The organism is Nocardia sp. NPDC051929, from assembly GCF_044548645.1.
Lineage (GTDB): Bacteria > Actinomycetota > Actinomycetes > Mycobacteriales > Mycobacteriaceae > Nocardia > Nocardia sichangensis.
Genome location: NZ_JBIUCG010000003.1, coordinates 79,950 through 93,460 on the forward strand (window position 1 = coordinate 79,950; position 13,511 = coordinate 93,460).

Below are 13,511 nucleotides of genomic sequence, written 5' to 3' on the forward strand. Positions count from 1 at the left end.
GTTTCACCCATCTGGAGACCAGCTAACTCCTGGACCGCCACCGGCGTGTGACGCCTCTCATTACCAGCCGGTAGTATGCGTAAATGCTGTGACCGACCACAATCGGCTCACGCGCCCTCTAGGGCGGTTCATACCGAGGGCAGTCCCGGTGGGCTGCCGTCGTGTCGGATGTCGCGATTAATCTGCCGGGCATGGTCAACCCCGATACGGCACTGCGCCGCCTTCTGCGCGAAACAGGAAAACTGCTACAGCCGTACGGGTTCCATGGCGTCGAGCCCAACTGGACACGAGTCGAGACGCGCGGCGTCGCGTCCGTCGGCCGTACCCGCGTGACCCGCACATGGACCGACGGACAACAGGTCCTCGGCTTCGGGCTGACCTTGAAGGCCACCCCCACCCCGTGGTGGGAGTACTGCAACTGGCGCAACACACGACTGGGCCTGCCCCATGTACCGCTGGAATCGGCCAGCGGCCCCAACCTGATCGACACTCGCTCGCTGTCCGATGAACTGACCACGCCGTGGATCCTGCGGCTCGACCCAGCGCAGACGGGCCAGCAGGCGTTGCAATCCGACATCGACGCCATCCGCGGCCAACTTCCCCGCCGCGTGCACGCCTACGCCCGCAGAGCGCTACGGCTGCTGGAAGCCGATCACTACCTCGACGAGTTGTCGTCCCAACCCGATCCGGGCATCCGGACCTGGGAAGCGATCGTCGTCCTCCTCGCCGACCGCGGACCAGGACCGCGCCTCGACGAGGCCATACGCCGCTTCCAACAGTGCACCACGGGACCGGACGCCTCGGCCTACGCGGACGAAGTCGTCACTTACGCACGCACCCGAACAGCGGTCGGCGAAATCACCTGCGAGCGCTGAATATGCGGATCGCGCCGGTGATCCGGCGATAATCGCGCCGATCAGGCTGGGGCCTATCTATCTTCGGCCCCGGCGGCGCATGCGCACGACCGCGACGATGGGCGGACATCGACGGACCGGCCGGACGAGATCGTGACACCGGCAGTGGGCCCCGAACGGTCAGGAGGACCGAGCACGCCGGGGCAAGTGGGCTCGACCCGCGGGCCGGCTGGAGGTCGGGACGGCATCGGCGGCGCCGGGCGAGGTCGCCCCGGCCGGCGCGGCCACTTCGGAGCGGCGCAGTCCGGGGACACGACGTTCGGCCCGGCGGGAGACCGGCCCGATCGGGGGTCGACCGGGCATTCCCACTTCGACAACGGCATCTGGTCGCCGAGGTGTGAGCCGAGCCGTCAGCGGTATCCCGGCGCCGAGCCGATCGACAACGGACATCGTTTGTGAAGGAGGACCGAATCATGCGCGGAGTCGTCATGCACGCCCCCGGTGACGTGCGCGTCGAGCAGCGGGAGGACCCGAGGATCGTGGAGCCCACCGACGCGGTCATCCGCATCGCCGCGACCTGTATCTGCGGGTCGGACCTGTGGCCCTACCGCGGCATCGAGAAGCTGAGGGGACCCACCCCGATGGGCCACGAATACATCGGCGTGGTCACCGAGATCGGGCCGGAAGTGAGCACCCTGAAAGTCGGCGACTTCGTCGTCGGTTCCTTCTTCGCCTCCGACAACACCTGCGAGATCTGCCGCGCCGGCTATCAGAGCCGCTGCGTGCACAACGTACCGATCGGCATGATCGGCACCCAGGCCGAGCAAGCCCGGATCCCGCTGGCCGACGGCACCCTCGTCGTGGTCCCCGCCACCCCCACGCCCGAGCAGATCCCGCACCTGCTCGCGGCGTCCGACGTGCTCGGCACCGGGTGGTTCGCCGCCGTGGCCGCCGAGGCGGGTCCCGGCAAGACCGTCGCGGTCGTCGGGGACGGCGCGGTCGGGTTGCTGGCCGTGCTGGCCGCCGGGCAGCTGGGCGCGGACCGCGTCGTCGTCATGAGCCGCCACGCCGACCGCCAGGCTTTGGCCCGCAAGTTCGGCGCCACCGATATCGTCGCCGAGCGCGGTGACGCCGGTGTGGCCCGGATCAAGGAACTCACCGGCGGCCTGGGCGCGCACTCGGTCGTCGAAGCCGTCGGGACCCAGGAATCGATGGAACAGGCCATCCGGTCGACGCGCCCCGGCGGACACGTCGGTTATGTCGGGGTGAGCCACGATGTCGCGCTCGACGGCATGGAACTGTTCTTCTCCGGTGTGCACCTGCACGGCGGACCCGCGCCTGTGCGCCGCTTCCTGCCCGAATTGATCGACCTCATCCTCCGCGGCGACATCCATCCCGGCGAGGTCTTCGACCGCACCCTGCCCCTCGACGAAGCCGCCGAAGGCTACCGCGCGATGGACCAGCGCCGCGCCACGAAGGTCCTACTCACCCTCTGACACCTCGGGCCGCGCGCGATGCTTGCTCGGGATCGACGGCACCGCGCTGGTGGTGTGCGGAGAGGATGCGCTTCCTCGGCGCCGGCCGTACGGCGACCCGAAGCTTTCGGGCGGATTCCGATACCGCACCGCGCGTGAAGACGACATCGGTGGGTAGGCCACGGACGTGACCGAACCCGGAAACAAGAAGGCACCCGAACTGGGCGACCAGACCGATACCTCCCACCCCGACGACCTGGACCTCGAAACCTACGAAACCCCGCGGGACGAAGACCGCAACGAGGAGGCGGGCGCGGTGGAGCCGCCCGACTGAGCACCGTTTCGCCCATGGTGGCAGGGGAATTCATGCTCCATGGGTATTACCGTCGCCGTCACCGGACCGACCGGCGAGATCGGCATCTCCGCTGTCACCACACTCGAACGCGACCCGGCGGTGGGCCGGATCCTCGGCATGGCCCGCCGCCCCTTCGACCCCGCCGCGCACGGCTGGACGAAGACCGAGTACCGGCGCGGCGACATCCTCGACCGGGCCGCCGTGGACGACTTGGTCGCCGACGCAGAGGTGGTGATCCACCTGGCATTCGTGATCATGGGCTCGCGGCAGGACAGCGCACGCGTCAATCTCGAGGGCACCCGCAACGTCTTCGAGGCGACGGTGGCCGCCGAACGAGCCCGCCGCCTCGTCTACACCTCCTCGGTCGCCGCCTACGGCTACCACCTGGACAATCCTTCGCCCCTCACCGAGGACGTGCCGCCCGAGGGCTCGACCGAGCACTACTACTCCCAGCAGAAGGCCGCCTGCGAAGCCGCGCTCACCGAGATCACGGCGGGCTCCGACCTCGAGGTGTTCGTGCTGCGGCCGTGCATCGTGGCGGGTCCGAAGGCACCGGCCCTGCACGACCTGCCGTGGGCGAAACTTCCCGGCCCGCTGCGCGCTCTGGCCCGCGCGAATCCGCTGTTCAAGCCGATCGTTCCCGACCCTGGACACCCCCTGCAACTCGTCCACCACGACGACGTGGCCACCGCCATCGCACTGGCCGCCACCGCGGACGCTCCGCCCGGCGCGTACAACATCGCGGGCGACGGCACCCTCAGCCTGTCCGACGTGGTGACCGCGCTGGGCGGCAGACCGGTGCGCGTCCCCGCCTTCGCCGCCACGGCGACCTCGACGGCCCTCACCTATCTCCCCTTCGTGCCCGCCACCCTCGAGTGGCTGCACATCGTGCGCACCCCCGTCGTCATGGACACCAACCGCGCGAAGCAGCATCTCGGCTGGAAACCGGCGTACACATCGGCCGAAACCCTCGCGGCGCTCGCGGCCGCCCGCTGACCCGGATGCAATCCGCCTGCCGCGGATCGACACTCAGTAGCAGGACCGACTACCGCAGTGGATCAGTTCCGCACGGCAGGCCCGGATGGCGACGTTGCGCGACCCCTGACGCTGCATGACTTTCGAGGACCGATGCTGCTGGACGACGGGTTGCGGCGGACGGGCTGCGGCGGACGAGTCGAGCGGAGCAATGCGGCGCCGTGGCGGGCGCCTCCGTCGCCATGCGTCCGGCCCGCATAAGTGGTCCGAATACGCCTCGGCGACTCAGGATTCGGTCAGATGCAGATCCCGCCGCCGCTGTTGGCGACTCGTATGGGTACGCACGGCGTCGAGGTATTCGGCGATGGCCTCCCGGTTGCGGGTGAGGCAGTCGATGCGCCGGGACATGCGGGTCAGTTCGTCCTCGAGCAGGGTGAGCATTTCCGGCGTCGCCTCGTCGAACATGATGGAGCAAGGCTGGTCGAGGCAGGGCAGGATCTGTTTGATGATGCGGGTGGGCAGGCCGGCGTCGAGCAGTCCCCGGATCTGGCGAACGCGGTCCACCAAACGCTCGTCGTAGGTGCGATAACCGTTGCCACAGCGCTGCGCCGCGATCAAGCCCTGCTCTTCGTAGTAGCGCAGCAATCGCCGAGACGTGCCGGTTCGCTCGGACAATTCTCCGATACGCATATGTGTTCCACCTCATACCGACCCGGGTTGACCATCACATAGATGTGAAGGTTCGAGCATAGGGCTCATGAAGATAGGCATCACCACCTTCGTCACCGACGAAGGCATCAGCGGTCCGAAACTCGGTGTGGCACTGGAGGAGCGGGGGTTCGAGTCGATGTTCTTGGCCGAGCACTCCCATATCCCCGCGAGCCGCAGGTCCCCCGCCCCGGGCGGCGGCGAGCTGCCGCGGCCGTACTACCGCGCGGTGGATCCGTTCGTCGCGCTCGCCGCCGTCGCGGCCGTCACCGAGCGGCTGATCCTCGGAACCGGCGTGACCCTGCTGATCCAGCGCGACGTCATCCACACCGCCAAGGAGGTCGCGACGCTCGACCTGATCTCCGGCGGACGCTTCGTCTTCGGCGTCGGCACGGGCTGGAATCGCGAGGAGATGGCCGATCACGGCACCGATCCACGCACCCGCGGCGCACTGCTGGACGAGCAACTCGCCGCCATCCGGGCGATCTGGACCGACGAACTCGCCGAATTCCACGGCCGGTTCCTGGATTTCGAGCCGATGTACGCCTGGCCGAAACCCGTGCAGCAGCCGCATCCGCCGATCTTCCTCGGCGGCGCGGAGGCAGCGGCCGAACGCGCGATCCGCCACGGTGTCGGCTGGATCCCTGCCGCTGTGACCGATCCCGCCGAAATCCCCGCTCAGCTGTCCCGGCTCCACGGGCACGACCTGCCGGTCACGGTCGCATTCGTCGCGACGGATCCTGCCCTGATCGAGGGCTATGCCGAGGCCGGAGTGCAGCGGTTGCTCTTCGGCCTGCCGACCCTTCCGGAATCGGAAACACTGCACGCCCTCGACGAGATCGCGAAGGTAGCCGACCGGCACCTGGTTTGATCCCGCCATGCTCGACTTGCCTTGACATCGACGGCAAGGTTTACCGTGACGACGCCGGTGTGGTGCGGAGATCGCGAGTACGGCGATGCGGGCTCACACCGGCTCCGCTCTCCATCCGAGATGCTCCGCCGCTGGATTCGCGCCGACGCGCATACGAAGGGACGTCTGTGAAATTCGCGATCAGCTACAGCACGCCGTTCAACGGGACCGACCCCGATCGGCTCATCAGGTTTGCCCAGCATGCCGAGGAATGTGGTTTCGAGGCCCTGTACGTGCAGGATCACATCGCGTTGTACCCCGGCGCGTCCTACGGCGCTGGAGAACTGCCCGCGACACTGCCCTACTTCGATCCACTCGACTGTCTGGGTTTCGTCGCCGCGGCCACGCGACGACTGCTGCTGGGCACCGGTGTCCTGTTGCTGCCGTATCGCCACCCCGTGGTGCTCGCCAAGCGCCTGGCCACCATCGATGTCTTGTCCAAGGGCCGCATGCGGCTGCTCACCGTCGGAATCGGGGCCCTGCCCGGCGAGGCGCAGGCGGTGGGGGTGGACTTCCACACCCGCGGCCGCCGCGCCGACGAGGCGATCGACGTGCTGCGCCTGCTGTGGTCGGGCGGTCCCGACGGCGTCGGCTATCACGGCGAGTTCTTCGACTTCGACGCTCTCTGCAGTTACCCGAAGCCGCTCGAGGTGGCCGGACTTCCGATCCACGTGGGCGGATCGAGCCGGGCTGCCGCCCGCCGCGCCGGACTGCGCGGCAACGGCTACTTCGCGGGCGGAATGCTGGAGGAGGCCGAGCGCGATCTGCAGATCGAGGTGGCGCGCAAGGCGGCCGCGGAAGCGGGCCGTGACCCGGCCGCCTTGGAGTACACGCGCTGGGGCTCGGCCGATCTGTCGGCCGAGCAGGTCGGGCAACTCGAAGAACACGGCGTGACCCGGATCGTGGTCAACCTGACCACGGCGAGCGCCGAAGAACAGCACGACAAGATGTCGGAATTCGCCGAACGGTTCGGTCTCGCATCGAAGTAGCAGGCGGCAGCCGATCCGCGAACGCTCACACCTTCCGGAAAATCCACTTCTCCCGGTCGCTTTCCCGGTTGATCAACAGCTGCGGTCGATTGTTCACGATCACCCCGATGACGAATTCGTCGTCGCTGGTCGCGATCGGAGAAATCTCCGGGAAATCCGGCAGGTCCCAGCCGTAATGCTCCTCGCTGCACACCAGGTGCCCATTCGCACGGATCGCCGCGAGATGGCCGCCCGTTTTCTTGTTGACGATGTCGAAATCGCCCTCTTCGGGGTTGGCCGGACAGGTCCACAGCTGCGCGTCGTCGTCGGCGGCACGCTGGCGCATGGTCACGCTGTCCGCGGTGCCGTCGACCGCGAGTGCTTGGCCCGTCTCGTAGTTGATGATCTGGTAAGTCGTGGCAGTCTTTTCGGCCATGGTCTCGTCCTCACTGTGTGAGCGCACCGCTACCGGGCTCGACACCGCCCGTGACGCTGCGCTGATCTCGTAGTCGTCGTCCAAGGCGAATCGCAGACAGCAAGTACAGCAGAAACGGCTCCACATCGGAGCGGATTCCCGCAGCTGTATCCAGATCGCCGTCTCCGCTCCTCGATGCGGGAGTAATTCATCCGAAAGAGGTGAGGGAACGCACGGCCGCGAATTCATATGCTGCACCGGGCGAACGAGGTTCGCGCCATCGATTGCTGTCGAGCGCACGACCTGAAGGGAGACGACCGATGACCGATACCGGCATGGGAGCCAAGCGGAAGATCGTGTCTTTGTCCGCACCTACCGAGCAGCCGCCCGCCCAGAAGAGTTCGCCCGGCTGGTACAAGCTGTACAACGACACGGACGTGTACGTTTCGGTCTACCGGCAGGAATGGGACCAGCCCAAATCGCTGTTCATTCTCGCCCCCGGACAGACCAGCTCCGAGTACGAGGCGGGGCACGAGATCTACATCCTGTGGATCACCGATGTCGGCACCGAGTCGACCCCGATCACCTGGGACAGTTCCGGCGGTTTCAGCTGCGAGTACGTGCTGAGCGGGTACACGCAGGCGAACCAGGTGAACAACGTGAGCTCCTTCCAATAGGCGGGGCGATCAGGCGGGGCGATGAAGGCGCTGCGATATTTGGCCGAAAGTATGGATTTTCTGACCTCAGGTGTTTGGCATCGGTCTTTGTCCAGGTCATAGCGTTGTCGTCATGAGCACACCTTCGATCGTCATCATCGGCACCGGTTTCGGGGGGCTCGGCATGGCGATGGAACTCCAGCGTGCGGGCCTGCACGATTTCCAGATCCTGGAGCGGGCCGAGGACGTCGGCGGCGTCTGGCGGGAGAACACCTACCCCGGCGCGGGCTGCGACATCCCCTCGCCGCTGTATTCCTACTCCTACGCGCCGCGCACCGACTGGCCGAAGCGGTTCTCCCGGCAGCCGGACATCCTCGCCTACCTGCGCGGGATCGCTCGCGAGCACGATCTGCTGCCCAAGATCCGCTTCCGCGCCGAGGTCACCGAGGCCGAGTTCGACGACGCGACCGGACGGTGGACCGTGCGCACCGCCGACGGGGTCGAGCTGACCTGCGATGTGCTGATCTCCGCGGTCGGGCAACTCTCGCGGCCCGCGCTGCCGAACATCCCCGGCGTGGAGACCTTCCGCGGCACGGCCTTCCACTCCGCCGAGTGGGATCACGAAGCCGACCTGACCGGCAAGCGGGTGGCGGTCATCGGCACCGGCGCGAGCGCGGTCCAGTTCGTGCCCGCGATCGCGCCCTCGGTGGCGCAGTTGACGCTGTTCCAGCGTTCGGCCGCGTGGATCATGCCGAAACCGGACGTCGAGTACAAAGCCTGGCATCATCGCGCCTTCCGGCTGCTGCCGATCACCCGCCTGACCGAGCGGTTCGCGTTCTGGCTGTTCTGCGAGTTCCTCGCGCTGGGCATCGTCGACGTGCCGGTCATCCGCAAGCTGGTGACGCGGATCGGCCTGCGGCAGCTGAAGCGCCAGGTGGCGGACCCGGACCTGCGGGCCGCGCTGACCCCCGACTATCCGGCCGGCTGCAAGCGAGCGCTGTTCTCCAACGACTACCTGCCCGCGCTCACCCGCTCCAACGTGACGGTGGAGACCACCGCGATCGCCGAGATCACCCCGGAGGGCGTGCGCACCGCCGACGGCGCGCTGCACGAGGTGGACGCGGTGGTCTACGGCACGGGCTTCAAGGGCACCGAATTCCTTTGGCCGATGCGGATATCCGGCCGGGGCGGCCGCAAGCTGGCCGACGAGTGGTCGCAGGGGGCCCGGGCCTACCGAGGCATCACGGTTCCCGGTTACCCGAACCTGTTCCTCGTCTACGGCCCCAACACCAACCTCGGCGTCGGTTCGATCGTCTACATGATCGAATCCCAGGCCCGCTATATCCGCCAGGCCGTCCAGCGTCTCGCCGAGCGGCCCGGCCACGTGCTCGAAGTGCGCCCCGATGTCGAGGCCCGGTTCGATCGCAGGCTGCAGCAGCGGCTCGACCGCACACCGTGGAACTTCTGCTCGAGCTGGTATCGCAACGCGGCCGGGCGAATCACCAACAACTGGCCGGGCACCGTCACCAGCTATCGGTGGCATACGCGCAAGGTCGACTTCGCCGACTACGACCTGAGGCGCGTCTCTTGACGCGGCCTCTCTGCGGCAACAACTTTCGACAAGTGGTGGAGATAAGATGACGTTCGACTACGACGTGGTGGTCGTCGGTTCCGGGTTCGGCGGCAGTGTGACCGCGCTGCGGCTCACCGAGAAGGGCTACCGGGTCGGCGTGCTCGAGGCGGGACGGCGTTTCGCCGACGACGAGTTCGCCACGACCTCCTGGGACGCGAAGAAGTACCTGTGGGCCCCGGCCCTTGGTTGCTTCGGCATCCAGCGGCTGACGCTGCTGAAGGACACCTTCATCATGGCGGGCGCGGGCGTCGGCGGCGGCTCGCTGGTGTACGCGAACACCCTCTACGAACCGCCGGACAAGTTCTACCGCGACCGCCAGTGGGCCCACATCACCGACTGGAAGGACGAACTCGCTCCGCACTACGACCAGGCCAAGCGGATGCTGGGCGTGACGACCAACCCCGCGACCACGCCGTCGGACCGCGTGCTGGCCGAGATCGCCGAGGAGATGGGCGTCGGCTCGACCTACCGCAGCACCCCCGTCGGCGTCCTGTTCGGCGGCAACGGCGCGCGGCCCGGTCAGGATGTGCCCGACCCGTTCTTCGGCGGCGCGGGCCCCGCCCGCAACACCTGCACGCACTGCGGCGAGTGCATGACCGGCTGCCGCCACAACGCCAAGAACACCCTGGTCAAGAACTATCTCTACCTCGCGGAGCTGGCCGGTGCGACGGTCCATCCGCTCACCACGGTGACCGATGTGCGTCCGCTGCCCGGCGGCGGCTACGAGATCTCCACCGTCCGCACCGGACGCTGGGTCCGCAGGGCGCGCCGCAGGTTCACCGCCGAGCAGGTCGTCTTCGCCGCGGCCGCGCTGGGCACCCAGAGACTACTGCACCGGCTCCGCGACCGCGGTTCTCTGCCGGACATCTCCCCGCGTCTGGGCGAACTCTCCCGCACGAACTCCGAGGAGCTGCTCTCGATACGCAGCCGCCGCAAGGACTCCGACTTCACCAAGGGGGTGGCGATCACCTCCTCGATCCACCCGGACGAAGACACCCACATCGAGCCGGTGCGCTACGGCAAGGGCAGTAACGCCATCGGCCTCATCGGCACCGCCATGATCGACCCCGATGGGCGGACATCGAAGCTACGCCTGTGGGCGCGAACCATGCGCAAGCTCGGACGCGACGCCTTCCACATCCAGAATCCGCGCGGCTGGTCGGAACAGATGATCGGGCTGCTGGTGATGCAGTCGGTCGACAACTCCATCACCACCTACACCAAACGCGGTCTGTTCGGTCGCAAGATGACCACCAGACAAGGTGTGGGCGAACCGAATCCGACCTGGCTTCCGGCGGGGCACGAGGTGGCCCACCGGGTCGCCGACAAGATCGACGGCATCCCGGGCGCCGGTTGGAGCGCTCTGTTCGACATCCCGATGACCGGGCATTTCATCGGCGGCTGCGTCATCGGCGACTCCTCGGACGCCGGGGTGGTCGATCCCTACCACCGGATGCACGGGTACCGGGGACTGCATGTCATCGACGGTTCGACCATCTCGGCCAATCTCGGGGTGAACCCTTCGCTCACGATCACCGCGCAGGCCGAGCGCGCCACCGCCCTCTGGCCGAACAAGGGCGAGCCGGATCCGCGTCCCGAGCCGGGCGCGCCCTACCGGCGCATCGCCCCCGTGCCGCCGCGCAACCCCGTGGTCCCGGCCGACGCTCCGGCCGCGCTCCGGTTACCGATCATCGAAATCAAGGGGCCGTCCGACCGGTCCGAGCCGACGGCGGACACACGAGGCTGACCGACGGCCGGTACCGGCGGGCTCTGCGAACCGCATCCCGCATTCGGGCCGTCGGACGCCGACGAGCGCGACAACAGGTGGTCGGCCCGGCCGTGATCGGACTCAGACCGGAACGCCGCCATAGGTGCGCCGGTATCGCGCTTGGAGGAACGACAGTATCCCGAACGCCATCAGCCCGAGGGCCACAGCGATGAGCAGCCACGGGCCCAAGGCGCTGTCGGCGAAATCATGCAGAACGGCGTCGACCCCTTTGGCGTTCGCCGGTTCGTAGTTCGCGGCCGCCACCACCGCGGCGAGTCCGATGCCGATGACGATGACGCCCCGCGCCAGATAGCCGATCCGGCCCAGCCATATCACGGCCTCCCGCGAAGCGCGGGTCATCCAGCCCATTCGCAGATCGTCGAGGAAGCCCAGCCGAATCCCGCGCAGGGTTATCAGGACGCCCCCGGCCAGGATGGCCAAGCCGAGGAGCAAGACGACCACTTGGCCGCCGCTCCAGCCGAGTATCCGGGCGGTCACATCGCGTGCGAATGCATCACTCGGCTGCGGTGTCCGGCCGTCCACGACGAACCTGAGAACGACGAAGAACGCTATGGCATAAAGGATTCCGAGGCCCAAGGCGCGCAGCCGGGGCCCGTTCGAACTCGTCGCGGGCGCGGCGGCGGCCTGCGCCAGCCGCCAGGCGGCCAGAGCCGCGAATCCGAAAACCAGAATCCACAGCAGCAGATAGCCCAGCGGCTTACCGGCGAGCGCCGCCAGCGCACCGCCCGCGGTCGGCTCGTGCTGCGCGGTGCCGACGGCCAGCATGAAGGCGAGAATGCCGATGACGATGTAGGCGATCCCGCGTGCGATGAAGCCGAAGCGCGCGGCCCCACGCAATCCGCCGGATCTCGCATACCTGCCCGTCCCCCGACGCTCGCGCCGCCGCCACCGGTCGCCATACCGGTTGCGCCATCCGCTTCCGTACCCGGTCCGCCACCGGCTGCGCCGCACTCCGCCGGTGCGGCGCCATCGGTATCTGTCAGCATTTCGGAACAAACTCATGGTTCTCACCTCTCCATGGACCGTATTGCCCACTTCGGGTGGAATAACCTTGCTCAAGAGCACTGGCTGTCGCGGACGCAGGCGAGCAGGAGCTGAGTGATGTCGGCCCGCGGGGGCGTCGTGGAGCGCGGCTGGGTGGCCAACGGGATCTGCGCGAAGTCGGCGGCGTGCGCGGCGCCGAGCTGGGTGGCGGAGCGGAAACCGTAACGCTGCCAGGCGATCGACTGGATCTTCGGATCCTGGAGCGCCGTGATCAACCGATGCGCCGGAGCGGTGAGGGCGAGGATCGGATTGCTGTTGAAGATCGTCGGGTCCGGATACAGCAGCCTGGCGTTCGCCAGCAGCGCCTCGGTGGCGGGGCCGTTGTCGCGGTAGCCGACCAGCTGTTGCAGGATCTGGTTCTCGTATCCGGCGTACAACGAGGCCGCTCCTTGGATGAGCCATTCCCGGAAACCGCCGTCGGAACTGTCGGACTGCAGACCCTGCGCGTCGTAGAGGCCGCGCACGGCGGGCAGTCCCGACCTGGCCTCGCTGACTGTCGGCGGCTGGAACACATCGCCCGAGGCGATGACCGTCAGTTCCAGTTGCAGCAGCGTGAATCCGGAATTCGAGGACTTCGGATCCGTGCTGGCGATCCGGATGGGACCGGCGAGGTCGGGCGCGCCGAGCGCGGTCCACTTCTGCTTGGGCAATACGAAGTCGAGCAGCAAGCGCTTGAAATCGACGATGTAGTAGGTGTTGTCGCGCCGCGCCACGATGCCCGCGCGAACCAGCGCGTCGGTCGCGGCTGCGCCCGCGTAGATCACTTCCGGCGTCTCGAGCACCGATTCGGCGCGGTAGTCCGGGAAGGTGGCGGTGTCGTGCGATGTCTCGAAGACGCTGCGCGCACTCGCCGAAGACGGCCACAGGCAGTCGATCTTCTGATTGCGCAGCTGCTCGGTGGGTATCTGCGCCAGGTCATAGGAACCGCGTTTGTCGAAGCGCACCTCGAGTCCGTACCGGTCGCGCAGGACGGCACGGACTTCGCCGTCGGCCATGAGCGACGATTTCTCCGATCCGCCCGAGCAGGTGAGCTGCTGGACTGCGGCCGGAGTGTCGTTCGAGTCGCGGATCACCACGACGCCAACGGCGATGGCGGTCACGGCGACCACGATCGCGATGAGGACGGGGAGGCGGGATCTGTTCATCGCTCCTCACTCGGGGGAAGCTGCAAAGGATTCATGAGTTCCAGGTGGGCCAGGTCCCGGAAGAAGGACGCCAGATCGGCCTCGCCGATTTGTTCGGCGCTGTGCGCGGCGAAAGCCTCGAAACCGGCGAGTGTGCGTCGGCTGCGGATCAGCAGCGCCTCGGCATCACGATAGGCCGACCTGTGGTCCTGGATCTCGACGTACCGCCGCAGCGCCGATTCCACACTGACCAGGTAGTCCAGCAGCTTGCGCGAGGTCATGGAAAGGCTTGCCGGATCGACGGCCTCGGTGCGATCGAGCAGGCGTGGGATGGTGCCACAGGCTCGCAGCAGGGCAACGCGTGTGTCGGCATCCGTGACGCGCGCGGCCAGTGTCGCCACCCGGCGGTTGGTCTCCGATACGCGCCGTGTCAGCCGACCGCGCCGAGTGACGACAGCGACCGATTGCCCGGCGAGGCCGGTGAGCACGGCCACGCCGACCGCGACCAGCGCCGCGCCGACCGGCGATCCGAGCACGGCGTACAGACCGAGGAAAGTGGGAACGAGCACGACCAGCGCCGCGATCACGGCGGCATTACTCGGCAC

General features: G+C 67.7%; 14 protein-coding genes. 9 read left to right on the plus strand and 5 right to left on the minus strand.

Annotated features, from left to right (window positions below; translation table 11 throughout):
* The first annotated feature begins 191 nt into the window (after positions 1–191).
* The 4 genes from ACIHAX_RS04630 to ACIHAX_RS04645 all read left to right on the plus strand — a co-directional run bounded on the left by ACIHAX_RS04630 (position 192) and on the right by ACIHAX_RS04645 (position 3,680).
* Entirely contained in the window at positions 192–875 is a 684-nt protein-coding gene (locus ACIHAX_RS04630) for a hypothetical protein (protein ID WP_397275815.1), read from the plus strand.
* Between the two features lie 452 nt (positions 876–1,327).
* Entirely contained in the window at positions 1,328–2,350 is a 1,023-nt protein-coding gene (locus ACIHAX_RS04635) for a zinc-dependent alcohol dehydrogenase family protein (RefSeq protein ID WP_364425767.1), read from the plus strand.
* Between the two features lie 166 nt (positions 2,351–2,516).
* Positions 2,517–2,663 (plus strand): hypothetical protein, encoded by a 147-nt coding sequence (locus tag ACIHAX_RS04640; protein WP_355070689.1) that lies wholly within the window; start codon positions 2,517–2,519, stop codon positions 2,661–2,663.
* Positions 2,664–2,702: 39 nt separating this feature from the next.
* A complete protein-coding gene (locus tag ACIHAX_RS04645) occupies positions 2,703–3,680 on the plus strand; it encodes an NAD-dependent epimerase/dehydratase family protein (RefSeq protein WP_397275817.1) in 978 nt (325 codons plus the stop codon).
* Between the two features lie 264 nt (positions 3,681–3,944).
* On the opposite strand, the gene ACIHAX_RS04650 is transcribed toward ACIHAX_RS04645, so the two are convergent.
* Positions 3,945–4,349, minus strand: a complete 405-nt coding sequence (locus tag ACIHAX_RS04650; protein WP_364425770.1) for a MerR family transcriptional regulator — start codon at positions 4,347–4,349, stop codon at positions 3,945–3,947.
* 67 nt (positions 4,350–4,416) lie between these two features.
* Here ACIHAX_RS04650 and ACIHAX_RS04655 point away from each other — a divergent pair, with 67 nt between their 5' ends.
* Positions 4,417–5,238: a TIGR03619 family F420-dependent LLM class oxidoreductase gene (locus ACIHAX_RS04655; protein ID WP_364425772.1), complete on the plus strand. Its 822-nt coding sequence runs from the start codon at positions 4,417–4,419 to the stop codon at positions 5,236–5,238.
* 167 nt (positions 5,239–5,405) lie between these two features.
* On the plus strand, positions 5,406–6,266 hold the full coding sequence (locus ACIHAX_RS04660) for a TIGR03619 family F420-dependent LLM class oxidoreductase (RefSeq protein ID WP_397275820.1): 861 nt from the start codon (positions 5,406–5,408) through the stop codon (positions 6,264–6,266).
* A gap of 25 nt (positions 6,267–6,291) precedes the next feature.
* On the opposite strand, the gene ACIHAX_RS04665 is transcribed toward ACIHAX_RS04660, so the two are convergent.
* On the minus strand, positions 6,292–6,681 hold the full coding sequence (locus ACIHAX_RS04665) for an RICIN domain-containing protein (protein WP_364425776.1): 390 nt from the start codon (positions 6,679–6,681) through the stop codon (positions 6,292–6,294).
* Between the two features lie 299 nt (positions 6,682–6,980).
* Between ACIHAX_RS04665 and ACIHAX_RS04670 the strand changes: the two genes are divergently transcribed.
* The 3 genes from ACIHAX_RS04670 to ACIHAX_RS04680 all read left to right on the plus strand — a co-directional run bounded on the left by ACIHAX_RS04670 (position 6,981) and on the right by ACIHAX_RS04680 (position 10,696).
* Entirely contained in the window at positions 6,981–7,337 is a 357-nt protein-coding gene (locus tag ACIHAX_RS04670) for a hypothetical protein (RefSeq protein WP_355070678.1), read from the plus strand.
* Between the two features lie 112 nt (positions 7,338–7,449).
* Positions 7,450–8,907 (plus strand): flavin-containing monooxygenase, encoded by a 1,458-nt coding sequence (locus tag ACIHAX_RS04675; RefSeq protein WP_397275823.1) that lies wholly within the window; start codon positions 7,450–7,452, stop codon positions 8,905–8,907.
* 46 nt (positions 8,908–8,953) lie between these two features.
* On the plus strand, positions 8,954–10,696 hold the full coding sequence (locus ACIHAX_RS04680) for an FAD-dependent oxidoreductase (protein WP_397275825.1): 1,743 nt from the start codon (positions 8,954–8,956) through the stop codon (positions 10,694–10,696).
* 102 nt (positions 10,697–10,798) lie between these two features.
* Here ACIHAX_RS04680 and ACIHAX_RS04685 read toward each other — a convergent pair whose 3' ends face one another.
* Genes ACIHAX_RS04685 through ACIHAX_RS04695 form a run of 3 tightly spaced genes read right to left on the minus strand, consistent with a single transcriptional unit; the run spans position 10,799 to position 13,511 of the window.
* Entirely contained in the window at positions 10,799–11,740 is a 942-nt protein-coding gene (locus ACIHAX_RS04685; RefSeq protein WP_397275827.1) for a DUF1206 domain-containing protein, read from the minus strand.
* Between the two features lie 53 nt (positions 11,741–11,793).
* Positions 11,794–12,927, minus strand: a complete 1,134-nt coding sequence (locus ACIHAX_RS04690; protein ID WP_397275829.1) for a hypothetical protein — start codon at positions 12,925–12,927, stop codon at positions 11,794–11,796.
* Complete coding sequence (locus ACIHAX_RS04695; RefSeq protein WP_397275831.1) at positions 12,924–13,511, minus strand: hypothetical protein; 588 nt, start codon at positions 13,509–13,511, stop codon at positions 12,924–12,926. The genes ACIHAX_RS04690 and ACIHAX_RS04695 overlap by 4 nt, the downstream gene beginning before the upstream one ends.

Coding starts and splice junctions, on each gene's coding strand:
- ACIHAX_RS04630 (WP_397275815.1), top strand. CDS start 192: ATGGTCAACCCCGATACGGCACTGCGCCGCCTTCTGCGCGAAACAGGA.
- ACIHAX_RS04635 (WP_364425767.1), top strand. CDS start 1,328: ATGCGCGGAGTCGTCATGCACGCCCCCGGTGACGTGCGCGTCGAGCAG.
- ACIHAX_RS04645 (WP_397275817.1), top strand. CDS start 2,703: ATGGGTATTACCGTCGCCGTCACCGGACCGACCGGCGAGATCGGCATC.
- ACIHAX_RS04650 (WP_364425770.1), bottom strand. CDS start 4,349: ATGCGTATCGGAGAATTGTCCGAGCGAACCGGCACGTCTCGGCGATTG.
- ACIHAX_RS04655 (WP_364425772.1), top strand. CDS start 4,417: ATGAAGATAGGCATCACCACCTTCGTCACCGACGAAGGCATCAGCGGT.
- ACIHAX_RS04665 (WP_364425776.1), bottom strand. CDS start 6,681: ATGGCCGAAAAGACTGCCACGACTTACCAGATCATCAACTACGAGACG.
- ACIHAX_RS04670 (WP_355070678.1), top strand. CDS start 6,981: ATGACCGATACCGGCATGGGAGCCAAGCGGAAGATCGTGTCTTTGTCC.
- ACIHAX_RS04675 (WP_397275823.1), top strand. CDS start 7,450: ATGAGCACACCTTCGATCGTCATCATCGGCACCGGTTTCGGGGGGCTC.
- ACIHAX_RS04680 (WP_397275825.1), top strand. CDS start 8,954: ATGACGTTCGACTACGACGTGGTGGTCGTCGGTTCCGGGTTCGGCGGC.
- ACIHAX_RS04685 (WP_397275827.1), bottom strand. CDS start 11,740: ATGAGTTTGTTCCGAAATGCTGACAGATACCGATGGCGCCGCACCGGC.
- ACIHAX_RS04690 (WP_397275829.1), bottom strand. CDS start 12,927: ATGAACAGATCCCGCCTCCCCGTCCTCATCGCGATCGTGGTCGCCGTG.